The organism is Pseudomonas sp. B6(2017) (genome assembly GCF_002112765.1).
In the GTDB taxonomy this organism is placed as follows: Bacteria; Pseudomonadota; Gammaproteobacteria; order Pseudomonadales; family Pseudomonadaceae; genus Aquipseudomonas; species Aquipseudomonas piscis.
This window is the reverse complement of sequence record NZ_NEIQ01000003.1, coordinates 145,250-169,129: the sequence shown is the minus strand read 5'-3', so window position 1 is coordinate 169,129 and position 23,880 is coordinate 145,250. Positions and strand designations below refer to the sequence as shown.

Below are 23,880 nucleotides of genomic sequence, written 5' to 3'. Positions count from 1 at the left end.
GGCTGATGGCTCTGGCGAGCCATTGGCCGGCAGGGTGTTCTCAGCGGCTCAGGTACATGCGCGTCGTCAGCAGATACACCGGCAGGCCCGAGACCAGGATCAACAGCACCGCATAGGGCGCCGCTGCGGCGAACTCCAGGTTCGAGGTATGGGCCCAGACTGCGGTGGCCAGGGTGTTCAGCCCCGTGGGACTGAGTAGCAGGGTTGCGGTGAGTTCCTTCATCGCATCCAGGAACACCAGGGCGAAGGCCGCACCCAGTGCCGGGAAGATGATCGGCAGGGTGACCCGGCAAAAGGCCCCGAACGACGAAGCTCCCAGGGTTCGCGCCGCCTCTTCCAGCTGTGGTGCTGCCTTGTTCAAGGCTGTGCGAATCGGTGCCTGGGCCAGTGGCAGGAACAGCAAGGCGTAGGCGATCAGCAGCAGCGCCGAGGTCTGGTACAGCGCCGGCACATAGTGCAAGGCGAAGTACACCAGGGTCAGGGCGATCACCAGGCCTGGCAAAGCGTGCAGCAAGTAAGGCAGGCGTTCGACCCAGATCGCCAGTCGCCCTTTGTAGCGCACCACCAACAGGCCCACCGGCACCGCCAGCAGCAGGCACAGCGCCGCGCCGCCAAGAGAGAGCGCCAGGGATGAAAGCAGGGCTTCACCGATGGCGGCCATGGGAAAGGCGGCCGATGAACCTATCGCCAGCCAGTAGGCCAGCATTACCAGGGGAACGCCGCTGCCGATCAGTGCCAGTACCAGGCAATAGAGCTGTCCGGGCAGGCTCCAGGCTCCCAGGCGCACCTGTTCGGCATGGCGGGCGACTCCCTGGCCGATGCGTACGTGTCGGCCCTTGCCGCGGACTCGCAGCTCCAGCCACAGCAGGGCCAGGCACAACAGCAGCAGGACGGCCGACAGCATCGCCGCATTGGCGTTGCTGAATTCCAGTTCGAATTGCTGGTAGATCGCCGTGGTGAAGGTCTGCAGGCCCATGATCGACAGGGCGCCGAACTCCACCAGCATGTGCAAGGCAATCAGCAGCGATCCGGCCAGTAGCGATGGCCAGAGCAGGGGCAGGGTGATCTTGAAGAACACTCCCCAGCGGTCCTGCCCCAGGGTGCGCGCGGATTCCTCCAGGGATGGGTCGAGATTGCGCAGGGTAGCGGCTACTGGCAGGAATACCAGCGGGTACTTGGAGAGGGTCATCACCAGGATCGCCCCGCCCAATCCTTCGAAGCTGGCGCTCAGGGATACCCAGGTGAAACTGCTGACGAAAGCCGGCACGGCGAACGGCAGGCACAGCACCACGCCCCAGATCCTCCGGCCCGGCAGGTCGCTGCGCTCCAGCAGCCAGGCCAGGGACAGGCCGATGATCGCGCAGGCGCCGGTCGTTCCGAGCATCAGCAACAGCGTGTTGCGTAGCAGGCGGAATACGTAGGGGCGCCATAACAGGTGCCAGGCTTCTGCCCAGCCGGCTTGCCAGGCCTTGAGCACCACATAACCCAGGGGCAGGAGGCTCAGGCAGACCAATAGCAGGACCGGCAGTAGCAGCCAGGCAGGAGGGGGCTTGCGCCCCGGTGCGCGATGGGCGCGTGCTGCGGAAAACGAAGGGCCCATCAGTTCAGGCCGACATCACGTTCCAGCTCCAGGGCCTGTTCGGCATTGCCCAGGTCGGCGGGTGTCACCCGTGGAGGGTTCAGCTCGCTGAAGGGCTTGAGACCGCGGTTGGACTCCATGCCCTTGTGCAGCGGATATTCCGCGGTGGTCTGGGTGATGACGCGCTGGCCTTCTTCGCTGGCCATGTAGGCGAGGAATTGCTGGGCTTCCTTGGGATGCTTGCTGGACTTGAGTACCGCAGCACTGGAGACGGTGATCAGGCCGCCGGCGTCGCCATTGGTGAAGTAGTGCAGCTTGGAGTCCAGCTGGCCTCTTTCCCGTTGTAGGGCGAACCAGTAGTAGTTGTTTGCCAGGACCGCGGCCACTTCGCCGTTTTCCACGGCCTTGAGCGCGACCATGTTGTTGCTGTAGACCTTGCCGAAGGCTCGTAGCCCGGTCAGCCATTCTTCGGCTGCGTCCATGCCGTGCAGCTTGATGATCGCCACGGCCTGTTCCTGGAAAGCGCCGCTGGTGGGGACGAAGCCGATCTTGCCTTGCCATTGGGGCTGGGAGAATTCCAGTACCGATGTGGGCAGGTCCTTTTCAGCGACTAGCTTGGGATTGAAGGCCACCACGCGGACGCGGGCGGTGATGCCGATCCAGGTACCGTTGCTGGCCACATACTCCTTGGGCAGTAAGGCCAGGGTGGCGGTGTCGATCTGGGCCAGCAGGCCCTGTTCCCCCAGTTTGTTCAGGGGTGGGGATTCTTCGGAATAGATCACGTCGGCGGGGGAGCGCTCGCCTTCTTCGACTACCTGGCTGGCCAGCTGGTTGCTGCTGCCCTTGCGAACATTGACGTGAATGCCGGTCTTGGCTTCGAAGGCCTTGGCGACCGCTTCGCCGACTTCCTTGTGCTGGCCGTTGTACAGGGTCAGGGAAACGGGTTCAGCGGCCTGGGTGATTGAGGTTGCCAGGGTCAATCCCAGCAAAGTGATGGTCAAGCCACGCAGAAGGGATGTTGGTAGGAGGGTATTTCTGAACATCATTCGCAGGTTTCCTCACTCTTGCATTGCAAAAACTTGTAACAATCATAAACGATATCGTTTCTCATGTGCGCTTTGCGGAGGGCGAGTCTGGTGGAGAGAGGGAAAAACTGGAGGGCAGAAACGCAAAAACCCGCTTTCGCGGGTTTTTGTGAGACTTCAGAAAAAATCCTGAAGTTTTGAATTGGTGCCCAGAAGAAGACTCGAACTTCCACGGCCTTGCGGCCACCAGCACCTGAAGCTGGCGTGTCTACCAATTTCACCATCTGGGCAGTATCGCTGACGTCTCCGTCGTTGATGGGGCGAACTATACGGGCAGTATTTTGATCTGTAAACCCCTGTTTTGCTTTTATTAAATCAAATACTTAATAAAATCAGGGGCTTAGAACGCAAAAACCCGCTTTCGCGGGTTTTTGTCCGAGTCTTGAAATTGATCTAATCTCAAGCTCTTGAATTGGTGCCCAGAAGAAGACTCGAACTTCCACGGCCTTGCGGCCACCAGCACCTGAAGCTGGCGTGTCTACCAATTTCACCATCTGGGCAGTATCGCTGACGTCTCCGTCGTCGATGGCGCGCACTATACGGACGCTGTTTTGAGCTGTAAACCCCTGGATTCAAAAAAATTTGAAAAAATGCTCCGGGGGTAGACGGAAGGATGTATCAGAGGAGTGACGAGGTGTTTTCCAGCTTTGTCCAAGCCTGAAATTTCCCGTTTCAATACGCGTATGCCAAACTAACCGGGATATAGACAAGGTGAAATCTATCTAATGGCCGATTGGCAGTCCCTCGATCCCGAGGCCGCTCGTGAAGCGGAAAAATACGAAAACCCTATTCCTAGCCGCGAACTCATCCTCCAGCATCTGGCTGACCGGGGTTCGCCAGCTAGTCGCGAGCAGTTGGTGGAAGAGTTCGGTCTGACCACCGAAGACCAGCTCGAAGCCCTGCGCCGCCGCCTGCGTGCCATGGAGCGCGACGCTCAACTGATCTATACCCGCCGCGGCACCTATGCGCCGGTGGATAAACTCGACCTGATTCTCGGCCGCATCAGCGGTCACCGCGACGGTTTCGGCTTCCTCGTGCCGGACGACGGCAGCGAAGACCTGTTCATGAGCCCGGCGCAAATGCGCCTGGTATTCGACGGCGACCGGGCTCTGGCCCGGGTTTCCGGCGTGGATCGCCGCGGTCGTCGTGAAGGCGTGATCGTCGAGGTGGTATCGCGCGCCCATGAAAGCATCGTGGGTCGCTACTTCGAAGAAGGCGGCATCGGCTTCGTGGTCGCGGACAATCCGAAGATCCAACAGGAAGTGCTGGTGACCCCAGGCCGCAATGCCAATGCCAAGATCGGCCAGTTCGTCGCGGTGAAGATCACCCATTGGCCAACTCCGCGCTTCCAGCCGCAAGGCGATGTAGTCGAAGTGGTCGGCAACTACATGGCGCCGGGCATGGAGATCGATGTCGCCCTGCGTACCTACGATATCCCCCATGTCTGGCCCCAGGCCGTGCTCAAGGAAGCCGGCCGGCTCAAGCCGGAGGTAGAAGAGAAGGACAAGGAAAAACGCATCGACCTGCGAGACCTGCCCTTCGTCACCATCGACGGCGAGGACGCCCGGGACTTCGACGATGCGGTCTATTGCGAAGCCAAGCCCGGCAAGCTGCGCCTGTTCGGCGGTGGCTGGAAGCTGTACGTGGCGATCGCCGACGTCTCCAGCTACGTGAAGATCGGTTCGGCCCTGGATGCCGAGGCCCAGGTGCGCGGCAACTCGGTGTACTTCCCCGAGCGCGTGATTCCGATGCTGCCTGAGGCGTTGTCCAACGGCCTGTGCTCGCTGAATCCGAAGGTCGATCGCCTGGCCATGGTCTGTGAAATGACCATCTCCAAGTCCGGCGAAATGACCGACTACCAGTTCTACGAAGCGGTGATCCACTCCAAGGCGCGCCTGACCTACAACAAGGTCAGCTCGATGCTCGAGCACCCCAAGACCGGCGAAGCCAAGCAACTGCGCGGCGAATATGCCGACGTGGTGCCGCACCTCAAGCAGCTCTACGCGCTGTACAAGGTATTGCTGGGCGCGCGCCATACCCGTGGCGCCATCGATTTCGAGACCCAGGAAACCCGGATCATCTTCGGCTCCGAGCGCAAGATCGCCGAGATCCGGCCGACTACGCGCAACGATGCCCACAAGCTGATCGAGGAGTGCATGCTGGCGGCCAACGTGGCCACCGCCGAGTTCCTCAAGAAGCATGAAATTCCAGCGTTGTACCGGGTGCACGATGGCCCGCCGCCGGAGCGCCTGGAAAAACTGCGGGCCTTCCTCGGCGAGCTTGGCCTGACCCTGCACAAGGGCAAGGAAGGTCCGACGCCGAAGGACTACCAGTCCCTGCTGGAAAAGATCAAGGATCGCCCGGACTACCACCTGATCCAGACCGTGATGCTGCGCTCGTTGAGCCAGGCGGTGTACAGCGCCGATAACCAGGGCCACTTCGGCCTGAATTACGAAGCCTATACCCACTTCACCTCGCCGATCCGTCGCTATCCGGACCTGTTGACCCATCGGGCCATTCGCAGCGTCATCCATTCCCGGCAGGAGACGCCGCATGTGCGTCGTGCTGGCGCGACGAGCATCCCCAAGGCGCGTATCTATCCATACGACGAAGCCATCCTGGAGCAGCTCGGCGAGCAATGCTCGATGAGCGAGCGGCGTGCCGACGAAGCCACGCGGGACGTGGTGAACTGGCTCAAGTGCGAGTTCATGAAGGATCGCGTAGGCGAATCCTTCCCAGGTGTGATCACCGCCGTGACTGGTTTCGGCCTGTTCGTCGAACTGACCGATATCTATGTCGAGGGCCTGGTGCACGTCACCGCGCTGCCGGCGGACTACTATCATTTCGACCCTGTGCACCACCGCTTGGCGGGTGAGCGCACGGGTCGCAGCTTCCGCCTGGGTGACACGGTGGAGGTGCGGGTCATGCGCGTCGACCTGGACGAGCGCAAGATCGACTTCGAAATGGCGGAAAAAACCTTCAGCGCCCCTGTTGGCCGCAAGAAGCGCGGCGCGGCCGATGCTCCGGCGAGCAAGGTGGTCGAGGAGCGCGCTCCGGCCAAACCCGCTCGGCGCAGTTCCAGCAAGGAAAAGGCCTCCGATGCCTACCGTCCCAGCGATGCCGCGGCGAAAAACGCCGAGGTGCGCAAAAGCCGGGAGATGAAGAAGGCGTTGCTGGCCGAGGCCAAGGCCGGCGGCAAGCCCGCGGCTGGAAAGTCCGGCAAGCCGGCGTTCGACAAGCCTGCCAAGCCCACCAAGCATCGCAAGGGGCCGTCCAAGTCAGGCTCCGGCGCAAAGAGCGGTGGGGCGCGTAAACCTAAGGCCAAGCCATGAGTCAGTTGGAAAAAATCTACGGCGTACATGCCGTGGAAGCATTGCTGCGTCACCATCCCAAGCGGGTCAAGCAGATCTGGCTGGCCGAAGGCCGCAGTGATCCCCGGGTCCAGGTGCTGTTGGACCTGGCGGGGCAGAACCGGGTTGCGGTCGGTCAGGCCGAGCGTCGTGAGATGGACGCCTGGGTCGAGGGCGTGCACCAGGGCGTGGTGGCGGAAGTCAGTCCCAGCCAGGTCTGGGGCGAAGCCATGCTCGATGAACTGCTGGATCGAACTGAGGGTGCGCCGCTGTTGCTGGTGCTCGATGGCGTGACCGATCCGCATAACCTCGGTGCCTGCCTGCGTACCGCCGATGCTGCGGGGGCCTTGGCGGTGCTGGTGCCCAAGGACAAGTCGGCGACCCTGACGCCAACCGTGCGCAAGGTCGCTTGTGGCGCTGCAGAAGTGATTCCACTGGTGGCGGTGACCAACCTGGCCCGTACCCTGGAGAAGCTCCAGCAGCGTGGCCTGTGGATCGTCGGTACTGCCGGCGAAGCCGAGCAGGAACTGTACGATCAGGACCTGACCGGGCCGACCATCATCATCATGGGGGCCGAGGGCAAGGGCATGCGCCGCCTGACCCGCGAGCACTGCGACTATCTGGTGCGCTTGCCGATGGCCGGTAGTGTCAGCAGCCTCAACGTCTCCGTGGCCACAGGCGTCTGCCTGTTCGAAGCCATGCGCCAGCGCGGCGCCAAGGCCAAGGCCGCGCGCAAGTAACAGGCGGCGAGTCATGGGCGGCAGGTGCTATTGCCTGTCGCTCGCGACCCATGGCTTGCAGTTGTTGTTCAAATATTCACCAATTTCCTTGCGCCGCTGTTTCCCCTTCTCTACAATTGCGCCCCTTGCCGTACGGCAGGTATCCCTTTGTTCGTTTCTTGGGGGCCTGCGACCAGGCAAGACACACAAAGTGTCATTCACTCCTTGTCTGACCGCTTACAGGCGGCAGGCTACAACCCGTAAGGAGCATTCATGCGTCATTACGAAATCATCTTCCTGGTCCACCCGGATCAGAGCGAGCAAGTCGGCGGCATGGTTGAGCGTTACACCAAGCTGATCGAAGAAGACGGCGGCAAGATCCACCGTCTGGAAGACTGGGGCCGTCGTCAACTGGCCTACGCAATCAACAATGTTCACAAGGCTCACTACGTGATGCTGAACGTTGAGTGCACCGGTAAAGCCCTGGCTGAGCTGGAAGACAACTTCCGTTACAACGATGCAGTGATCCGTAACCTGGTCATCCGTCGCGAAGAAGCCATCACTGGCCAATCCGAGATGCTCAAGGCCGAAGAAAACCGCAGCGAGCGCCGTGAGCGTCGCGACCGTCCTGAGCATGCTGACAGCGCCGATGGCGACGACAGCAATGACAGCGACAACAGCGATAACGCTGACGAGTAATCCACGGATCTTTTGAGGAGCCAATCACATGGCACGTTTCTTCCGTCGTCGTAAATTCTGCCGCTTCACCGCTGAAGACGTGAAAGAGATCGATTACAAAGATCTCAACACTCTGAAAGCCTACGTATCCGAGACCGGCAAAATCGTTCCAAGCCGCATCACCGGTACCAAAGCTCGTTATCAGCGTCAGCTGGCCACCGCTATCAAGCGCGCCCGCTTCCTGGCCCTGCTGGCCTACACCGACAGCCACGGCCGCTGAGACCGGGCAGTCGACAAGTAGTAAGGGATTGAATGCATGCGCGCCTTAGCTGAGTTCATCATGCGCGGTCGTGTGCAGGCCACTCTGGTAGTGGCTGGCTGTTCGGCATTGCCGTTGTTGTATTGGTTGGGTGCTGCCGCTGCAAGCCTTGTGCTGCTGCGGCGCGGATTGCAGGGCGCCATTGGTGTCCTGGCTCTGGGAGTGCTGCCGGCGTTGCTCTGGTGGCTGACGTTCGATGATCCACGAGCGCTTCTGGTGCTGCTGGGGTCTTCGAGCCTTGCGTTGGTTTTACGCGCAAGCGAATCCTGGAACCGCGTGCTGCTGGTCAGCATAGCGATGGGGTTGGTGTTCGCTGGAGTCCTGGGTGCGGCATTCCGCCCTCAGATCGAAGCGCTGTCACAGGAACTGATCAAGATCCTGCCGATGGCCTTGGGTGAGGTCTACCAGCAGCTTTCGGTGGAAGAGCGAGCGCGCCTCGCCACGCTGATCGCTCCGATCCTGACCGGCCTGATAGCGGCCTTGCTGCAAGTCATCAGCGTGCTGAGCCTGATTCTTGGGCGTTACTGGCAAGCTGTGTTGTATAACCCGGGTGGTTTTGGTCGCGAGTTTCGCGCCATCAGAATCCCCCTTGGGCCAGCGATGTTGCTGCTGGCGTGCATGCTGGTCGGGCCGAGTTTCGGGCCGCAACTGGCCATGCTGACGCCGATGTGCAGTGTGCCGCTGGCCTTCGCCGGGCTGGCCCTGATCCACGGGCTGGTGGCGCAAGGGCGACTGGCCAGGTTCTGGCTGGTTGGGGTGTACATCACGATGCTGCCGTTCATGCAGCTGATCTATCCGTTGCTCGTGGTCCTGGCCATTGTCGACAGCCTGATTGATTTTCGCGGTCGTTTGGCGCCGAAAGACGCCGATAACGGTTCTGCGAACGGTGAAGGTTAAAAGTTAAGAGGTTATTACCAAATGGAACTGATCCTGCTGGAAAAAATCGCCAACCTGGGCAACCTGGGCGATAAGGTAAACGTTAAGGCTGGTTACGGCCGTAACTACCTGCTGCCTTTCGGCAAAGCCACCGCTGCTACCGCTGCCAACCTGGCTGCATTCGAAGCGCGTCGTGCCGAGCTGGAAAAACTGGCTGCAGAGAAGAAGGCTTCTGCCGAAACTCGCGCTGCGCAACTGGCTGAGCTGGAAGTGACCATCACTGCCACCGCTGGTGACGAAGGCAAGCTGTTCGGTTCGATCGGCACCCACGACATCGCTGACGCACTGACCGCCTCTGGCGTTGAAGTTGCCAAGAGCGAAGTTCGTCTGCCGAACGGCACCATCCGTAACGTGGGCGAGTTCGACGTAGCCGTGCACCTGCACGCTGAAGTCGAAGCTACCGTACGCGTTGTCGTGGTGGCTGCTTAAGCAGTACTAAATCGTCTGGCACCTCGTGTGGCTGACGGTTAACATCGGGCACGATCCTGTTCACAGGTCGTGCCCTTTGTCTTTCTGCCGATCCTGATTTCCGTCTCTAGAATTCCAAGTGGCCATGAACGATATTTCCGCTCCCGAGCAATACGATCTGCAAACCGCTGCCCTGAAGGTGCCGCCGCACTCCATCGAGGCCGAACAGGCCGTGCTCGGTGGTTTGATGCTGGACAACAACGCCTGGGAGCGTGTGCTGGATCAGGTCTCCGACGGCGACTTCTATCGACATGACCACCGCCTGATTTTCCGCGCCATCGCCCGCCTGGCCGACCAGAACCTGCCCATCGACGTGGTGACCTTGTCCGAGCAACTGGACAAGGAAGGCCAGACCTCCCAGGTCGGTGGCCTCGGCTATTTGGGCGAACTGGCGAAGAACACCCCGTCGGTCGCCAACATCAAGGCCTATGCGCAGATCGTTCGCCAGCGGGCGACCCTGCGCCAGCTGATCGGCATCAGCAACGAGATCGCCGACAGCGCGTTCAACCCCGAGGGGCGTACCGCCGAGGAGATCCTCGATGAGGCCGAGCGGCAGATCTTCCAGATCGCCGAAGCGCGGCCCAAGACCGGCGGTCCGGTGGGTGTCAACGAACTGTTGACCAAGGCCATCGATCGCATCGATACCCTGTTCAACACGTCCGACGCCATTACCGGCCTGTCCACCGGCTATACCGACCTTGACGAGAAGACCAGCGGGCTGCAGCCAGCCGACCTGATCATCGTCGCCGGCCGTCCATCCATGGGCAAGACCACCTTCGCCATGAACCTGGTGGAGAATGCGGTGCTGCGTAGCGACAAGGCCGTCCTGGTGTACTCCCTGGAGATGCCAGGCGAATCGCTGATCATGCGTATGCTGTCCTCCCTCGGCCGGATCGACCAGACCAAAGTCCGTTCCGGCCAGTTGGAAGACGATGACTGGCCGCGCCTGACCTCGGCGGTCAACCTGCTCAACGACCGCAAGCTGTTCATCGACGACACCGCGGGCATCAGCCCTTCGGAAATGCGGGCCCGGACCCGGCGCCTGGTGCGTGAGCACGGTGACATCGGCCTGATCATGATCGACTACCTGCAGCTGATGCAGATCCCGGGCTCCAGCGGCGACAACCGGACCAACGAGATTTCCGAGATCTCCCGTTCCCTCAAGGCCCTGGCCAAGGAATTCAACTGCCCGGTGGTGGCGCTGTCCCAGCTCAACCGCTCCCTGGAGCAGCGTCCCAACAAGCGTCCGGTGAACTCCGACCTCCGGGAATCCGGAGCGATCGAGCAGGACGCCGACGTGATCATGTTCGTGTACCGGGATGAGGTGTATCACCCGGAGACCGAGCACAAGGGCATCGCCGAAATCATCATCGGCAAGCAGCGGAACGGTCCCATCGGCTTCATCCGCCTGGCCTTCATCGGCAAGTACACGCGCTTCGAGAACCTGGCCCCGGGCAGCTACAACTTCGACGACGACGAGTAACCGCGTCTCTTGCGGCACTGGCTGAATGCGGCGAGAGCGCAGGTCTCTTCGTCGCGGATTGCCCTGGCCATGAATTCCGACTGGCGCAGTCGGAATTGGTCATTTTTTGTGCTATATTCCGCGCCCGCGAATTTCCCTGTCATTCAGCGCGTCCTTATCTGCGCCAACACCGGTCATCGACATGCAAGCAGCCAAGCCGTTATTCGACTATCCAAAGTACTGGGCCGAATGTTTCGGGCCAGCACCGTTCCTGCCCATGAGCAGGGAGGAGATGGATCAGCTCGGCTGGGACTCCTGCGACATCATCATCGTCACCGGTGATGCCTATGTCGATCACCCGTCCTTCGGCATGGCGATCATCGGCCGGCTGCTGGAAGCCCAGGGCTTTCGCGTAGGGATCATCGCCCAGCCCAACTGGCAGTCCAAGGACGACTTCATGAAGCTCGGCGAGCCGAACCTGTTCTTCGGTGTCGCGGCGGGCAACATGGACTCGATGATCAACCGCTACACCGCCGACAAGAAGGTTCGCTCCGACGATGCCTACACCCCGGGTGGCCTGGCGGGCAAGCGTCCGGACCGCGCCAGCCTGGTGTACAGCCAGCGCTGCAAGGAAGCCTACAAGCATGTGCCGATCATCCTCGGTGGCATCGAGGCTTCCCTGCGCCGAATCGCCCACTACGACTACTGGCAGGACCGGGTGCGCAACTCGATCCTGATCGATGCCTGCGCCGACATCCTGCTCTACGGCAACGCCGAGCGCGCCATCGTCGAGGTGGCCCAGCGCCTGTCCTACGGCCAGAAGATCGAAGACATCACCGATGTGCGCGGCACCGCGTTCATCCGTCGTGACACGCCCAGGGACTGGTACGAAGTGGACTCCACCCGCATCGACCGTCCGGGCAAGATCGACAAGATCATCAACCCCTACGTCAACACCCAGGACACCGCCGCCTGCGCCATCGAGCAGGAAAAGGGCCCGGTCGAGGATCCGAACGAAGCCAAGGTGGTGCAGATCCTGGCCAGCCCGAAGATGACCCGGGAAAAGACCGTGATCCGCTTGCCGTCCATGGAAAAGGTGCGTAACGACCCGGTGCTCTATGCCCACGCCAACCGCGTGCTGCACCTGGAGACCAACCCGGGCAACGCCCGTGCGCTGGTGCAGAAGCACGGTGAACAGGATGTCTGGTTCAACCCGCCACCGATCCCCATGACCACCGAGGAAATGGACTACGTGTTCGGCATGCCTTATCAGCGCATCCCGCATCCGGTCTATGGCAAGGAGAAGATCCCGGCCTACGAGATGATCCGCTTCTCGGTGAACATCATGCGTGGCTGCTTTGGTGGCTGCACTTTCTGCTCCATCACCGAGCACGAAGGGCGGATCATCCAGAACCGCTCCGAAGAGTCGATCATCCGCGAGATCGAAGAAATTCGTGACAAGGTCCCGGGTTTTACCGGGGTGATCTCCGACCTTGGCGGCCCAACCGCCAACATGTACCGCATCGCCTGCAAGAGCCCGGAAATCGAATCCGCGTGCCGCAAGCCGTCCTGCGTGTTCCCCGGCATCTGCCCGAACCTGAACACCGACCATTCGTCGCTGATCCAGCTGTACCGCAGTGCCCGCGCCTTGCCTGGCGTGAAGAAGATCCTCATCGCTTCCGGCCTGCGTTACGACCTGGCGGTGGAATCGCCGGAATACGTCAAGGAGCTGGTGACCCACCACGTCGGTGGCTACCTGAAGATCGCCCCGGAACACACCGAGGAAGGTCCGCTGAACCAGATGATGAAACCTGGGATCGGCACCTATGACCGCTTCAAGCGGATGTTCGAGAAGTACTCCAAGGAAGCGGGCAAGGAGCAGTACCTGATTCCGTACTTCATCGCCGCCCACCCGGGCACCACCGACGAGGACATGATGAACCTGGCCCTGTGGCTCAAGGGCAACGGCTTCCGCGCCGACCAGGTGCAGGCGTTCTATCCGTCGCCGATGGCCAGCGCCACCGCCATGTACCACTCGGGCAAGAACCCGCTGCGCAAGGTCACCTACAAGAGCGACGCGGTGACCATCGTCAAGAGCGAGGAGCAGCGCCGTCTGCACAAGGCGTTCCTGCGCTATCACGATCCCAAGGGCTGGCCGATGCTGCGCGAGGCCTTGCTGCGCATGGGCCGTGGCGACTTGATCGGTTCGGGCAAGCAGCAACTGATCCCGGCGCACCAGCCGTCTACCGACAGCTACCAGAGTGCCCGACGCAAGAACTCGACACCGGCCGGCAGCCACAAAGTAGCCAAGGAAACCCGGATCCTGACCCAGCACACCGGCTTGCCGCCGCGTGCCAGCGATGGCGGCAACGCCTGGGACAAGCGCGAACAGGCCAAGGCCGCAGCCTTCGCCCGCAACAAGCAAGCTGCCAAGGAGCGTGCCGACGCAGCCAAGGGCAAGGGCAAGAAGCCGACCCGCAAGCCGGTAGTGCCGCGCTGATACAACAAGACGCCAGCTATGAAGCTGGCGTCTTGCTTTTGCCCCCAGGGATTTTTAACGGGCACAGGGCAACAAAAGCCTGGCGCTTTGTTAAGGTTGGCGACCTTCATTCAGTGCATGCCGAGGTGGCCTCAAGCCATCAGGCAACCATCCACCGCCAGACCAAGGACGAATCACGTGGCCAGCGTTATCGACGGAGTCATCAGGGACCTCAACATCACCCAGGTCCTCGCCCGCCAGCGGATCGAAAGCCAGCTCAACCTGCCACGGCTGTTCGCCGCCATCGATACCGATCCGGCGATCGCCGGGGCGGGGGTGGTGTACATCGATGCCGACTTCAACGTGATTACCCTGCGCGAGTTCAGGCCGATTTGTAGCATCACCCCCAAGCGTGTGGTCCTGCGGGAAGCGAAGCGGTACATCGCGCCCCAGCAGTTCGTCGACCAGGTGAAGAACAACCCCCGCGAGTCACGCCTGGCTACCGAATCCTTCAATACCTCGCTGTCCTGTGCCGCCGCGGTGATCGGCTGGCTGGTGGTCTTCAGCGGGACCGTCGCCGTGCCCTTCACCGCCGGCGCCAGTGCCTGGATGGTGGCGCTCGGGGTGTCGGCGGCGGTAGCCGGGACCGCCCAGTGCGTGATCGGCGGGGCGCGGGTGATCAACGAGATCCAGGACCCGGCGGCCAACGACCGGATGGACGATGCCGAGTGGTACACCATCGTCTCGCCGATCCTGGATGGCATTTCCCTGGTAGGCGTCGGGGGCTCCGCGCTGACCACGGTCAAGCTGCTCAAGGCCAGCAAGGCGGCCAATACCGGCAAGAGCTGGACCCAGTTGCTCAAGGGCCTCAACCGCCAGGAGCGTGCCAGGCTGACCAAGGAGCTGTTGACCCTGCGCGATCCGAGCCTGACCCCCAAGTTGCTGAAGCTCAAGCAGCGCACCGAAGGATTGACCAAGCGCTATTCGACGACGCAGATCAGGCACGCGACCCTGACGCAGATGCAAGATGCCCTGGGCGCGGTCCTGAGCACCACCGGCAGCATTCGCTCCGGCAACCTGGGCACGGCGAAGACCCTGGCCGTGGGGCTCTACGAGGAGTTCGACGAATGATCGGCGGGGGCAGCATGCGCGAGTTCCTGGCGCGCTATTTTCCGACCTTCATGCTTACGGTGCTGCTGGGCTGCTTCAGCGCATCGTTGCTGTTGTCGCTGGCGCAAGTCACCTACTGGCGCGGCATGGCACCAGAGCAGAGCAACGACTACACGGGCCTGGGCCTGCTGGTGCTGATTGTGTTGCTGGTGGTTGGCAATCTGCTGGTGGTGCGCGGGATTGCCTGGGGCGTGTGGCTGGTGGCCGGTTACTTCGCCCTGTGCCTGGCCCTGGTGGCGCCGATGTTCCAGTACCATCCGCACCAGGGCATCTACCTGGTGGGGCTGTTGCTGCCCTTGCTGGGATTGCTTTTGCTCAACAGCCGCCGTCACCGGCAAATGCGTGAAAAGCTGCTGGAGATCCGTCATCAGCGGCAACGGCTCAAGGCGTCGTTGAAGCCGCAGCGCAAGCGCCCCTGAGAATCACTGTGGGGCGCCTGGGGGAGGGTTCAGCTCGGCTTTGAGTCGACCCACTTGGCCGAGACCGAAGGTTGCCAGGCGCTCAGGGCATCCAGCAGGCTGGCCGGCGACTGGTTGATCTGCAGCATCTGGCGGTGCGCAGTACTGACGAACCCCTCGCCGACGATATGGTCGAGGAAGCCTCCGAGTTTTTCGTAGAAGCCGTTCACTTCCAGCAGCCCCAGGGGCTTGCGGTGGTAACCCAGCTGGCCCCAGGTCCAGACTTCGAACAGTTCCTCCAGGGTGCCAAGGCCCCCGGGCAGGGCGATGAAGGCATCGCTGAGTTCGGCCATGCGTGCCTTGCGCGCATGCATGCCATCCACCACTTCCAGGCGGGTCAGGCCGTTGTGGCCGATCTCGATGTCTTTCAGGCTTTGCGGAATGATGCCCACGACTTCCCCGCCAGCGGCCATGGCCGCATCGGCGACGATGCCCATCAGGCCCACCGCGCCACCGCCGTAGACCAGGGTCAGGTTGCGTTCGGCGATGGCCCGGCCCATGGCCTGGGCGGCTTCACGGTAGGCAGGATTGGCGCCGGCGCTGGCGCCACAAAATACACAGACAGAAGTTAACGACATGTCTTGCTCCCAGCTCAAAGATCGCCTCAGGGTAAAGGCTCGATGAGTCGAGTCCAAGCATTAAACGTCGCGTTGCGGGGTCTCGTGGGTGCCACTGGCACCACAGGCGTAGGCGGCGAGCAAGCTGCGAAACAGGCTGTTGAACGACATGATCAAGGCTCCGGTGGGGTGGTGGCGGTGATTCTAGGGACAGCTCCCGGGGCTGGCTGCTTGATTGTTTCGATCGGCCTGATAGCAGAGAGTTGTATACAGTTTCTTGATGCAAATCATAGGCAGTAGCGAGAAATTCAGGCAGTCTTGGCTCCCATGGATTCAGATGGATTTTGTTAACCCTGCCTTGGAGATTCACCATGTTTGCCAAACTCGTTGCAGCATCCCTGTTGACACTGGCCAGCAGCCAACTGATGGCCGCCGAGTGCAAGATCGACGTCGACTCTACCGACCAGATGTCCTTCAGCACCAAGGAAATCACCATCGACAAGAGCTGCAAGACCTTCACCGTGAACCTGGGCCACTCCGGCAGCCTGCCGAAGAACGTCATGGGTCATAACTGGGTACTGAGCAAGACCGCAGACATGGCTGGCATCGCTGCCGACGGCATGGCCGCTGGCATCGACAAGAACTACCTGAAGGAAGGCGACACCCGCGTCATCGCCCACACCAAGATCATCGGTGCCGGTGAAAAGGATTCGGTGACCTTCGACGTGTCCAAGCTGACCGCTGGCGAGAGCTACCAGTTCTTCTGCTCGTTCCCAGGCCACAACTCGATGATGAAAGGCGCCGTGATCCTGAAGTAATCAGGCCAGGCTGCAACGAAAAAGCGCCCCTAGGGGCGCTTTTTTTGTGCCTGGCGCTCAGGGCGCGAAGGGCATGACCCGCTTGTGGTGGGTCTTGCGATAGGTGTCGCAGATGGTCTTGAAGGCTTCCTCGCGCACTGGCTGGCCGTGCAGGAAGGCATCGATCTCGGCATAGGTGACGCCATGGGAGGCTTCGTCCGGCTTGCCCGGCGACAGGTCCTCGAGATCGGCGGTGGGGATCTTCTCCACCAGCGACTCGGGGGCCCCGAAATACCGGGCAATGGCGCGCACCTGGTTTTTCACCAGGCCGCTCAGGGGGGCCAGGTCGCAGGCGCCGTCGCCGAACTTGGTGAAGAAGCCCATCACCGCCTCGGCGGCATGGTCGGTACCGATCACCAGGCCCTGGGTGGCGCCGGCGATGGTGTACTGGGCGACCATGCGCATCCGCGCCTTGGTGTTGCCCAGTACGAAGTCCCGGGATACCGCGTGCTGGCCTTCGAAGGCCGCCACTTCATTGGCCAGGGCCTTGACCGCCGGGCCGATGTTCACCGTGTGGCGCTCGTCGGGGTTGATGAAGTCCACCGCGGCCTGGGCGTCGTGCTCGTCGAACTGGGTCTCGTAGGGCAGGCGCACGGCGATGAAGCGGTAGCGCTGGTCGCCACTGCTGGCACGTAGCTCGACCATGGCCCGCTGAGCCAGCAGGCCGGCGGTCAGCGAGTCGACCCCGCCGCTGATGCCCAATACCAGGCTCTTGAGGCCGGAATTGACCAGGCAGTCCTGGATGAAGCGCACGCGCCGGGCGATTTCCGCTTCCAGGGCGGCGTGGTCGGGAAAAGGTGCTTGGACCTTGAGCTGCTGCGCAATCTCAAGCTGTACGGCTTGCATGATTCACTCCTTGCCAGGTTGGGCAGGTACTTGGAAAACGTGGCGCAAATAGGCGACGAAGTTCGGGTCCTTGCAATGGGTCTTGCCCGCTTCGTCGGAGATCTTGGCGACGGGCTGGTCATTGCAGGCGGCCATTTTAAGCACGATGCTCATCGGCTCCACACCGGGGATGTCACAGGTCAGGTTGGTGCCGATGCCGAAGCTGACGTTGATCCGCCCGCGCAGCGCCCGGAAGATCTCCAGGGAGCGCGGCAGGGTCAGGCTGTCGGAGAACACCAGGGTCTTGCTCATCGGGTCGATGCCCAGCTTGTGGTAGTGGGCGATGGCCTTTTCCGCCCAGAGGATCGGGTCCCCCGAGTCATGGCGCAGGCCGTCGAACAGCTTGGCGAAGAACAGGTCGAAATCCCCCAGGAACGCATCGGTGGTGATGCAGTCGGTCAGGGCGATGCCCAACAGGCCCCGGTACTCGCGGACCCAGCAATCGAGGGCGGCGATCTGGCTGTCGATCAACCGTGGCCCCAGCTGCTGGTGGGCCATGATCCATTCATGGGCCATGGTGCCCAGGGGCTTCATGCCCAGCTCGCGGGACAGGTGCACGTTGCTGGTGCCGACGAAACGTCCGGGGAAGTCATGCTTGAGCACATTCACCACCTCTTCCTGGACGCGATAGGAAAAGCGCCGGCGAGTGCCGAAGTCGGCCACCTGCAGTTCGCCCAGCTCCTCGCTGCTGGCATTGGCGGTCAGCCAGTCGAACTTGCGATACAACTGCTCACGGGCCTGCACCAGCTGGGTTTCCCGGTAGCGGTAGCGATTGCGCACTTCGCTGATGATGGCCAGCATCGGCACTTCGAACAGGATCACATGCAGCCATGGGCCACGCAGGCGGATGAACAACTCGCCGTTCTCGATGCCGGTGTGCACGTAGCGCAGGTTGAAGCGGAACAGCCCGAGAAAGCGCAGGAAATCCGCCTTGAGGAAACTGATGCGCTCGAGAAAGCCCAGCTGGTCGGGGCTCAGGCTCAACTCCGCCAGGTGCTCGAACTGATAGCGGATCTCTGCCAGGTAGGGCCGCAGATCCTCGCTGTTACGGCAGCGAAACTCCCATTCCACCTCGGCGTTGGGGTAGTTGTGCAGCACCGCCTGCATCATGGTCAGTTTGTAGAAGTCGGTGTCGAGCAGGTTCTGCACGATGCGATCGGCAAACACACTCTCGCTCATAACGGGAATCTCCATGCTGGCCGCGACTGACAGGTGCGGCACTCAGCTCTTTCAGTGAAGGCGCTAGTGGCGCATAGACGCCTTGGGCTTTGCCAGTGTTTTTTCGGCCCGGGGCTGAAGTCGGGGAACTACGGATCGATCCGCTCCAGCATCCAGCGCACGAAATCGCGAACCTTGGGCACTTCCGCCGCATGCTCGGGGTAGGCCAGGTAGTAGGCATCCTGGCTGGGCATGGCGTACTCCCAGGCGATCACCAGCTTGCCCTCGGCCAGTTCTTCCTCCACCAGGAACCGCGGCAGCAGGGCCACGCCGCAGCCGACCTGGGCGGCGCGGATGCACATGTAGAAGGTCTCGAAGCGCGGGCCGTGGTAGCTGTGCTCGGTCTGGTAGCCCTGCTGCTCGAACCACTCGTGCCAGCCCTGGGGCCGCGAGGCGTTTTGCAGCAGCACCAGGTCGGCCAGTTGCCGGGGATCGGTGAGCGGTTCGGCCGGCAGGCTGTCGGGGGCGCATACCGCCACCAGTTCCTCGCTGAACAGCTTCAGGCTCTCGGTGCCGGGGCGCGCGCCCTGGCCGAAGTAGAACGCCAGGTCGCTATGGCCCTGGAGCAGTTCGTCGGGCTCCTGTTCGTTGCACAGGTCCAGGTGGATGTGCGGGTGGCGCAGGCGCCAGCCCTTGAGCCTTGGCACCAGCCAGCGGGCGCCGAAGGTATAGGGCGTGGAGACCCGCAGTACTTCGGTCTCGCCGCCGTAGGAGCGCAGGTAGTGGGTGGACATCTCCACTTGGGTGAGGATCTTGCGCACTTCCACCAGGTACAGGTCGCCGGCCGGGGTCAGCTGCAGGCGCCGGCGCACGCGGCGGAACAACAAGTGCTGGAGCAGCTCTTCCAGCTGCGCCACCTGCTTGCTCACCGCGCTCTGGGTCAGGTTCAGCTCCTCGGCCGCGCGGGTGAAGCTCAGGTGCCGGGTCACGGCCTCGAAGCACTGCAGGGCCGTGATCGACGGCAGGTAGCGTTTGTTCAGCATGGCTTGTCCTTGTTCTTATCGGTGCTGGATGCCGGCCCAGCATGAATAAACGGAATGATATCTCGCTTAAAGGTCGTTTGTTGGCAAGTCTGCGGCCAGCTACAACTACAGGTCTCGACGACCGCCACGGCGGTCCTGGTCTTTCGCTTGCCACCTGTAAGGAGTTACCCATGGTTGCCGCATTGCTTGATCGTCTGGGCGTGAACCCGGCCCTCTACCAGTCGGGCGCACACCCTGTGCATTCGCCCATCGACGGCAGCCGGATCGCCGCGGTGAACTGGCAGGGTGCCGCCGAAGTGGAGCAGCAGGTCAGTCGCGCCGAGCATGCATTCGCCCTCTGGCGCAATGTCCCGGCCCCTCGCCGTGGCGAGCTGGTGCGGCAGTTCGGCGAAGTGCTGCGCGAGCACAAGGCCGACCTCGGCGAGCTGGTGTCCTGGGAGGCCGGCAAGATCACCCAGGAAGGCCTGGGGGAAGTGCAGGAGATGATCGACATCTGCGACTTCGCCGTCGGCCTGTCGCGCCAGCTCTATGGCCTGACCATCGCCTCCGAGCGCCCCGGCCACCACATGCGCGAAACCTGGCATCCACTGGGGGTGGTGGGGGTGATCAGCGCCTTCAACTTCCCGGTGGCGGTCTGGTCCTGGAACACCGCCCTGGCCCTGGTCTGCGGTAACCCGGTGATCTGGAAACCCTCGGAAAAGACTCCGCTGACCGCCCTGGCCTGCCATGCCTTGCTGGAGCGGGTGCTGAAGAACTTCCAGGACGCCCCCGAATACCTGAGCCAGGTGATCATCGGCGGTCGCGATGCCGGCGCGGCGCTGGTGGACGATCCCCGCGTGGCCCTGGTCAGCGCCACCGGCAGCACCCGCATGGGCCGTGAAGTGGCGCCCAAGGTCGCCGCGCGCTTCGCCCGCAGCATTCTCGAGCTGGGTGGCAACAACGCCATGATCCTCGGGCCCAGCGCCGACCTGGACATGGCCGTGCGCGCGATCCTGTTCAGCGCCGTCGGCACCGCCGGCCAGCGTTGCACCACCCTGCGCCGCCTGATCGCCCATGAATCGGTGAAGGAAGAGATCGTCGCTCGCCTCAAGACCGCCTATGCCAAGGTACGCATCGGCCATCCGCTGCAAGGCAACCTGATCGGCCCGCTGATCGACAAGCACAGCTTCGAGGCCATGCAGGATGCCCTGGAGCAGGCGCTGAGCGAGGGCGGGCGGGTGTTCGGCGGCCAGCGCCAGTTGCAGGACCAGTACCCCAACGCCTACTACGTGTCGCCGGCGATCGTGGAAATGCCCGAGCAGAGCGACGTGGTGTGCAGCGAGACCTTCGCCCCGATCCTTTATGTGATCGGCTACCAGGACTTCGATGAGGCCTTGCGCCTGAACAACGCCGTGCCCCAGGGGCTGTCCTCGTGCATCTTCACCACCGATGTGCGTGAGGCCGAGCGCTTCATGTCGGCGGTGGGCAGCGACTGTGGCATCGCCAACGTCAACATCGGCCCCAGCGGTGCGGAAATCGGTGGTGCCTTCGGTGGCGAGAAGGAAACCGGCGGCGGACGCGAGTCCGGCTCCGATGCCTGGCGTGGCTACATGCGTCGCCAGACCAACACCGTCAACTACTCCCGCGAGCTGCCGCTGGCCCAGGGCATTACCTTCGACTGAGCCCCGCGCGGCACGCCTGCCGGCCAGGCGTGCCAGGGGCGGTTGGTCCATGTGGGTTGATTTCGGAGTTGGCGATGGCACTACAAGAACAATGTCTATGGGAACGATTGACTCCGCAAAGGCCTGATCACGCACCGCTGCGGGGCGAGCAGACGGCGGATGTCTGCATCATCGGCGCCGGCTTCACCGGCTTGTCGGCGGCGGTGCATCTGCTGGAGCAGGGCAAGCGGGTCTGCGTGGTGGAGGCCCAGCGTGCCGGGCAGGGGGGCTCGGGGCGTAACGTCGGCCTGGTGAATGCCGGCATGTGGATTCCACCGGACGAGATCGAGGCCGGCTTCGGCGAACAAGTCGGCAGCCAGCTCAATCGCATGCTCGGTGCGGCGCCATCGCTGGTGTTCAGCCTGGTGGACAAGTACCGCATCGATTGCCAGTTGCGCCGCGAAGGCACCTTGCACATGGCCCACAACGCCCGGGGCGAGGCCGACCTGCGCAGCCGCGAGCAGCAATGGAAGCGTCGGGGCGCGCCGGTGGAGTTGCTCACCGGCGCGGCCTGTGAAACCGCCACCGGGACCAGGAAGATCGCCGCGGCCTTGCTCGATCGCCGGGCCGGGACCATCAACCCCATGGCCTATGTCAGCGGCCTGGCCAAGGCCGCGGCCGACCTGGGCGGCCGGCTGTTCGATCATTCGCCGGTAACCCGCCTGGAGCGCCAGGGCCAGCGCTGGTCGGTGCAGACCGACCAGGGCTCGGTGCTGGCCGAGCAGGTGGTGATCGCCTCCAACGCCTACACCGAGGGCGACTGGACCGAATTGCGGCGCAATTTCTTCCCGGGTTACTACTACCAGGTGGCCTCGGTGCCGCTGACCGAAGAGGCTGCCCTGCAGATCCTGCCCGGTGGCCAGGGTTCCTGGGATACCCGCCAGGTGCTGAGCAGCATCCGCCGGGATGCCGAGGGCCGCTTGCTGCTGGGCAGCCTGGGCAATGGCAACCAGAAGCCCCTGTGGTTCCTCAAGGCCTGGGCCGACCGGGTGCAACAGCATTACTTCCCCTACCTCAAGCCCGTGGAGTGGGAGTGCACCTGGACCGGCTGCATCGCCTTCACCCCCGACCACCTGATGCGCCTGTTCGAACCGGCCCCGGGGCTGGTGGCCGTCACCGGTTACAACGGCCGCGGGGTGACCACCGGCACCGTGGTCGGCAAGGCTTTCGCCGATTACCTGTGCAATGGCGACCCGCAGGCCTTGCCGATTCCCTTTGCGCCCATGCAGCCGTTGCCTGGCGCGGCCCTGCGCAGTTGCCTGTACGAGGCCGGGTTCTCCCTCTACCACGCCGGCCAATGCCTGCGAATCGTTATCTGAATGAGGAAATGCACAGCCATTGACGACGCTTTTCGATGCAGCGACTAGCCTGTAGTGGTGCGGCTCGTAGCAGTTGCGCACCACGGGTGTGCAGTTCGGTGACGCAGGCTGTTACAAGAGGGTTGCACGTTGAATTGTGTCGCGGTTGCAATGATGGCACGAGTGGGTTGCGCCCACTGGAAAACAGGGTTTTACCTTCCGCGGTTTAGACGGTTGCACGCCCAATGAAAATGGGCTCGAAACAGTCGAAATAACAATAAGACAGCGACTTTTCTAAGAATAAAAAACCACTGGCACGGCGCTTGCTCTGAGCATTGATGTAAGTCGCAGTGCCAACTAAAAAACCTTGGAGCATCACCTCATGTCCCAGACGTTTTACAAGAAAGGCTTCCTGGCCCTCGCAGTGGCAACTGCGCTGGGTGTTTCTGCGTTTGCTCAAGCCGACCTGAAGATCGGCGTAGCGGGTCCCATGACAGGCGCCAACGCGGCATTTGGCGAGCAGTACATGAAGGGTGCACAGGCAGCGGCTGACGAAATCAACGCCAAGGGCGGGGTCAACGGCGAGAAGATCGTGCTGGTCAAGGGCGACGACGCTTGCGAGCCGAAGCAGGCGGTCGCCGTGGCCAACCGCCTGGTGGACCAGGACAAGGTGGCCGGCGTGGTCGGGCACTTCTGCTCCTCGTCGACCATCCCGGCTTCCGAGGTCTACAGCGACGCCGGGGTGATTGCCATCACTCCGGGCTCCACCAACCCCCAGGTCACCGAGCGCGGCCTGTCGGCGATGTTCCGCATGTGCGGGCGTGACGACCAGCAAGGCGTGGTGGCCGGCGACTACATCATCGATGTGCTCAAGGGCAAGAAGGTCGTGGTGCTGCACGACAAGGACACCTACGGCCAGGGCCTGGCCGACGCCACCAAGGCGCAGTTGACCAAGCGCGGCGTGACCCCGGTGCTGTATGAGGGCCTGACCCGGGGCGAGAAGGACTTCAGTGCCGTGGTGACCAAGATCCGCGCCGCCGGTGCCGACGTGGTGTACTTTGGCGGCCTGCATCCCGAGGCCGGCCCGTTGGTGCGCCAACTGCGCGAGCAGGGCCTGAAGGACGTCAAGTTCATGTCCGACGACGGTATCGTCACCGACGAGCTGGTGACCACCGCCGGTGGCCCGCAGTACGTCGATGGCGTGTACATGACCTTCGGCGCCGACCCACGCCTGCTGCCGGACAGCAAGGCCGTGGTGGACGCCTTCCGCAAGGCCGGCACCGAGCCCGAGGGCTACACCCTGTACGCCTACGCCTCGATCCAGGCCCTGGCCGCCGGCTTCAATGGTGCCAAGTCGAACAAGGGCGAGGACGCCGCCAAGTGGCTCAAGGCCAATCCGGTGAAGACCGTGATGGGCGAGAAGACCTGGGACGCCAAGGGCGACCTGAAGGTCTCCGACTACGTGGTCTACCAGTGGGACAAGGACGGCAAATACCACCAGCTGGAAAAACAGAAGTGACATGAGTCCGCACGGACCGATACCGGCCCCTGGTATCGGTCCGTACTCGTGCAGTACTTGCCTTTTCTCGTAGAGCTGCACAACGGACGTGTTGCGCGGATGGGTGATCCCTGTCCGGCGTCGACGCCCTGTGCCGTCTCTCAAGTCCGTGAGATTGCGT

General features: G+C 62.5%; 20 protein-coding genes and 2 tRNA genes. 14 read left to right on the top strand and 8 right to left on the bottom strand.

What is annotated here, in order from left to right; genetic code table 11:
• Nucleotides 1–40: 40 nt before the first annotated feature.
• From CAG11_RS06380 to CAG11_RS06365, 4 genes are all read right to left on the bottom strand, one after another.
• Nucleotides 41–1,600, bottom strand: a complete 1,560-nt coding sequence (locus tag CAG11_RS06380; protein WP_085595491.1) for an iron ABC transporter permease — start codon at nt 1,598–1,600, stop codon at nt 41–43.
• Entirely contained in the window at nt 1,600–2,625 is a 1,026-nt protein-coding gene (locus tag CAG11_RS06375) for an extracellular solute-binding protein (RefSeq protein ID WP_085595489.1), read from the bottom strand. The genes CAG11_RS06380 and CAG11_RS06375 overlap by 1 nt, the downstream gene beginning before the upstream one ends.
• A 182-nt stretch (nt 2,626–2,807) precedes the next feature.
• A tRNA-Leu gene (locus tag CAG11_RS06370) sits at nt 2,808–2,894 on the bottom strand.
• 183 nt (nt 2,895–3,077) lie between these two features.
• Nucleotides 3,078–3,164: transfer RNA gene (locus tag CAG11_RS06365), tRNA-Leu, on the bottom strand.
• 225 nt (nt 3,165–3,389) lie between these two features.
• Here CAG11_RS06365 and rnr point away from each other — a divergent pair.
• The 10 genes from rnr to CAG11_RS06315 all read left to right on the top strand — a co-directional run bounded on the left by rnr (nt 3,390) and on the right by CAG11_RS06315 (nt 14,664).
• On the top strand, nt 3,390–5,996 hold the full coding sequence (gene rnr / locus CAG11_RS06360) for a ribonuclease R (protein WP_085595487.1): 2,607 nt from the start codon (nt 3,390–3,392) through the stop codon (nt 5,994–5,996).
• Nucleotides 5,993–6,754, top strand: coding sequence for a 23S rRNA (guanosine(2251)-2'-O)-methyltransferase RlmB (gene rlmB, locus CAG11_RS06355; protein ID WP_022641808.1), 762 nt, complete (start codon nt 5,993–5,995; stop codon nt 6,752–6,754). The genes rnr and rlmB overlap by 4 nt, the downstream gene beginning before the upstream one ends.
• Nucleotides 6,755–7,006: 252 nt before the next feature.
• Complete coding sequence (rpsF, locus tag CAG11_RS06350) at nt 7,007–7,432, top strand: 30S ribosomal protein S6 (protein WP_022641809.1); 426 nt, start codon at nt 7,007–7,009, stop codon at nt 7,430–7,432.
• Between the two features lie 28 nt (nt 7,433–7,460).
• The gene (gene rpsR, locus CAG11_RS06345; RefSeq protein ID WP_002551829.1) at nt 7,461–7,691 is read left to right on the top strand and encodes a 30S ribosomal protein S18; all 231 of its coding nucleotides are present in this window, start codon (nt 7,461–7,463) and stop codon (nt 7,689–7,691) included.
• A 36-nt stretch (nt 7,692–7,727) separates the two neighbouring features.
• The gene (locus CAG11_RS06340; protein ID WP_085595485.1) at nt 7,728–8,627 is read left to right on the top strand and encodes a hypothetical protein; all 900 of its coding nucleotides are present in this window, start codon (nt 7,728–7,730) and stop codon (nt 8,625–8,627) included.
• A 21-nt stretch (nt 8,628–8,648) separates the two neighbouring features.
• A complete protein-coding gene (gene rplI, locus CAG11_RS06335) occupies nt 8,649–9,095 on the top strand; it encodes a 50S ribosomal protein L9 (protein ID WP_007921484.1) in 447 nt (148 codons plus the stop codon).
• A gap of 124 nt (nt 9,096–9,219) precedes the next feature.
• Nucleotides 9,220–10,617 carry a replicative DNA helicase gene (dnaB, locus tag CAG11_RS06330; RefSeq protein ID WP_053132335.1) on the top strand — a complete coding sequence of 466 codons (1,398 nt, stop codon included), beginning with the start codon at nt 9,220–9,222 and terminating at the stop codon, nt 10,615–10,617.
• A gap of 181 nt (nt 10,618–10,798) precedes the next feature.
• Nucleotides 10,799–13,096, top strand: coding sequence for a YgiQ family radical SAM protein (locus CAG11_RS06325; protein WP_085595483.1), 2,298 nt, complete (start codon nt 10,799–10,801; stop codon nt 13,094–13,096).
• A gap of 177 nt (nt 13,097–13,273) precedes the next feature.
• Nucleotides 13,274–14,206 carry an NAD synthetase gene (locus tag CAG11_RS06320; protein WP_053132331.1) on the top strand — a complete coding sequence of 311 codons (933 nt, stop codon included), beginning with the start codon at nt 13,274–13,276 and terminating at the stop codon, nt 14,204–14,206.
• Complete coding sequence (locus CAG11_RS06315; RefSeq protein WP_085595481.1) at nt 14,203–14,664, top strand: hypothetical protein; 462 nt, start codon at nt 14,203–14,205, stop codon at nt 14,662–14,664. The genes CAG11_RS06320 and CAG11_RS06315 overlap by 4 nt, the downstream gene beginning before the upstream one ends.
• 29 nt (nt 14,665–14,693) lie before the next feature.
• Here the strand turns inward: CAG11_RS06315 and CAG11_RS06310 are convergent, their stop codons facing one another.
• Nucleotides 14,694–15,281: a TIGR00730 family Rossman fold protein gene (locus CAG11_RS06310; RefSeq protein ID WP_085595479.1), complete on the bottom strand. Its 588-nt coding sequence runs from the start codon at nt 15,279–15,281 to the stop codon at nt 14,694–14,696.
• 350 nt (nt 15,282–15,631) lie between these two features.
• On the opposite strand from CAG11_RS06310, the gene azu reads away from it, so the two are divergent.
• Nucleotides 15,632–16,078: an azurin gene (azu, locus tag CAG11_RS06305; RefSeq protein WP_022641902.1), complete on the top strand. Its 447-nt coding sequence runs from the start codon at nt 15,632–15,634 to the stop codon at nt 16,076–16,078.
• A 57-nt stretch (nt 16,079–16,135) separates the two neighbouring features.
• Here azu and nadE read toward each other — a convergent pair whose 3' ends face one another.
• The 3 genes from nadE to CAG11_RS06290 form a co-directional block, all read right to left on the bottom strand.
• A complete protein-coding gene (nadE, locus tag CAG11_RS06300; protein ID WP_085595477.1) occupies nt 16,136–16,963 on the bottom strand; it encodes an ammonia-dependent NAD(+) synthetase in 828 nt (275 codons plus the stop codon).
• A gap of 3 nt (nt 16,964–16,966) precedes the next feature.
• A complete protein-coding gene (gene pncB / locus CAG11_RS06295) occupies nt 16,967–18,181 on the bottom strand; it encodes a nicotinate phosphoribosyltransferase (protein WP_085595475.1) in 1,215 nt (404 codons plus the stop codon).
• A 128-nt stretch (nt 18,182–18,309) separates the two neighbouring features.
• Nucleotides 18,310–19,203, bottom strand: coding sequence for a LysR family transcriptional regulator (locus tag CAG11_RS06290; RefSeq protein WP_022641905.1), 894 nt, complete (start codon nt 19,201–19,203; stop codon nt 18,310–18,312).
• A gap of 170 nt (nt 19,204–19,373) precedes the next feature.
• Between CAG11_RS06290 and CAG11_RS06285 the strand changes: the two genes are divergently transcribed.
• From CAG11_RS06285 to CAG11_RS06275, 3 genes are all read left to right on the top strand, one after another.
• A complete protein-coding gene (locus CAG11_RS06285) occupies nt 19,374–20,864 on the top strand; it encodes an aldehyde dehydrogenase family protein (RefSeq protein ID WP_085595473.1) in 1,491 nt (496 codons plus the stop codon).
• Nucleotides 20,865–20,938: 74 nt separating this feature from the next.
• Nucleotides 20,939–22,222 carry an FAD-binding oxidoreductase gene (locus CAG11_RS06280; RefSeq protein WP_085595470.1) on the top strand — a complete coding sequence of 428 codons (1,284 nt, stop codon included), beginning with the start codon at nt 20,939–20,941 and terminating at the stop codon, nt 22,220–22,222.
• 361 nt (nt 22,223–22,583) lie between these two features.
• Nucleotides 22,584–23,720 carry a branched-chain amino acid ABC transporter substrate-binding protein gene (locus CAG11_RS06275; protein ID WP_022641908.1) on the top strand — a complete coding sequence of 379 codons (1,137 nt, stop codon included), beginning with the start codon at nt 22,584–22,586 and terminating at the stop codon, nt 23,718–23,720.
• The last annotated feature ends 160 nt before the right edge of the window (nt 23,721–23,880 follow it).

Excerpts from the sequence above, each read along its gene's own strand:
- CAG11_RS06325 (WP_085595483.1), top strand. The coding sequence starts at position 10,799 with ATGCAAGCAGCCAAGCCGTTATTCGACTATCCAAAGTACTGGGCCGAA.
- rlmB (WP_022641808.1), top strand. The coding sequence starts at position 5,993 with ATGAGTCAGTTGGAAAAAATCTACGGCGTACATGCCGTGGAAGCATTG.
- nadE (WP_085595477.1), bottom strand. The coding sequence starts at position 16,963 with ATGCAAGCCGTACAGCTTGAGATTGCGCAGCAGCTCAAGGTCCAAGCA.
- CAG11_RS06310 (WP_085595479.1), bottom strand. The coding sequence starts at position 15,281 with ATGTCGTTAACTTCTGTCTGTGTATTTTGTGGCGCCAGCGCCGGCGCC.
- pncB (WP_085595475.1), bottom strand. The coding sequence starts at position 18,181 with ATGAGCGAGAGTGTGTTTGCCGATCGCATCGTGCAGAACCTGCTCGAC.
- CAG11_RS06315 (WP_085595481.1), top strand. The coding sequence starts at position 14,203 with ATGATCGGCGGGGGCAGCATGCGCGAGTTCCTGGCGCGCTATTTTCCG.
- CAG11_RS06290 (WP_022641905.1), bottom strand. The coding sequence starts at position 19,203 with ATGCTGAACAAACGCTACCTGCCGTCGATCACGGCCCTGCAGTGCTTC.
- dnaB (WP_053132335.1), top strand. The coding sequence starts at position 9,220 with ATGAACGATATTTCCGCTCCCGAGCAATACGATCTGCAAACCGCTGCC.
- rpsF (WP_022641809.1), top strand. The coding sequence starts at position 7,007 with ATGCGTCATTACGAAATCATCTTCCTGGTCCACCCGGATCAGAGCGAG.
- CAG11_RS06375 (WP_085595489.1), bottom strand. The coding sequence starts at position 2,625 with ATGATGTTCAGAAATACCCTCCTACCAACATCCCTTCTGCGTGGCTTG.
- rplI (WP_007921484.1), top strand. The coding sequence starts at position 8,649 with ATGGAACTGATCCTGCTGGAAAAAATCGCCAACCTGGGCAACCTGGGC.
- CAG11_RS06285 (WP_085595473.1), top strand. The coding sequence starts at position 19,374 with ATGGTTGCCGCATTGCTTGATCGTCTGGGCGTGAACCCGGCCCTCTAC.
- azu (WP_022641902.1), top strand. The coding sequence starts at position 15,632 with ATGTTTGCCAAACTCGTTGCAGCATCCCTGTTGACACTGGCCAGCAGC.
- rpsR (WP_002551829.1), top strand. The coding sequence starts at position 7,461 with ATGGCACGTTTCTTCCGTCGTCGTAAATTCTGCCGCTTCACCGCTGAA.
- CAG11_RS06280 (WP_085595470.1), top strand. The coding sequence starts at position 20,939 with ATGGCACTACAAGAACAATGTCTATGGGAACGATTGACTCCGCAAAGG.
- CAG11_RS06275 (WP_022641908.1), top strand. The coding sequence starts at position 22,584 with ATGTCCCAGACGTTTTACAAGAAAGGCTTCCTGGCCCTCGCAGTGGCA.
- CAG11_RS06380 (WP_085595491.1), bottom strand. The coding sequence starts at position 1,600 with ATGGGCCCTTCGTTTTCCGCAGCACGCGCCCATCGCGCACCGGGGCGC.
- CAG11_RS06340 (WP_085595485.1), top strand. The coding sequence starts at position 7,728 with ATGCGCGCCTTAGCTGAGTTCATCATGCGCGGTCGTGTGCAGGCCACT.
- rnr (WP_085595487.1), top strand. The coding sequence starts at position 3,390 with ATGGCCGATTGGCAGTCCCTCGATCCCGAGGCCGCTCGTGAAGCGGAA.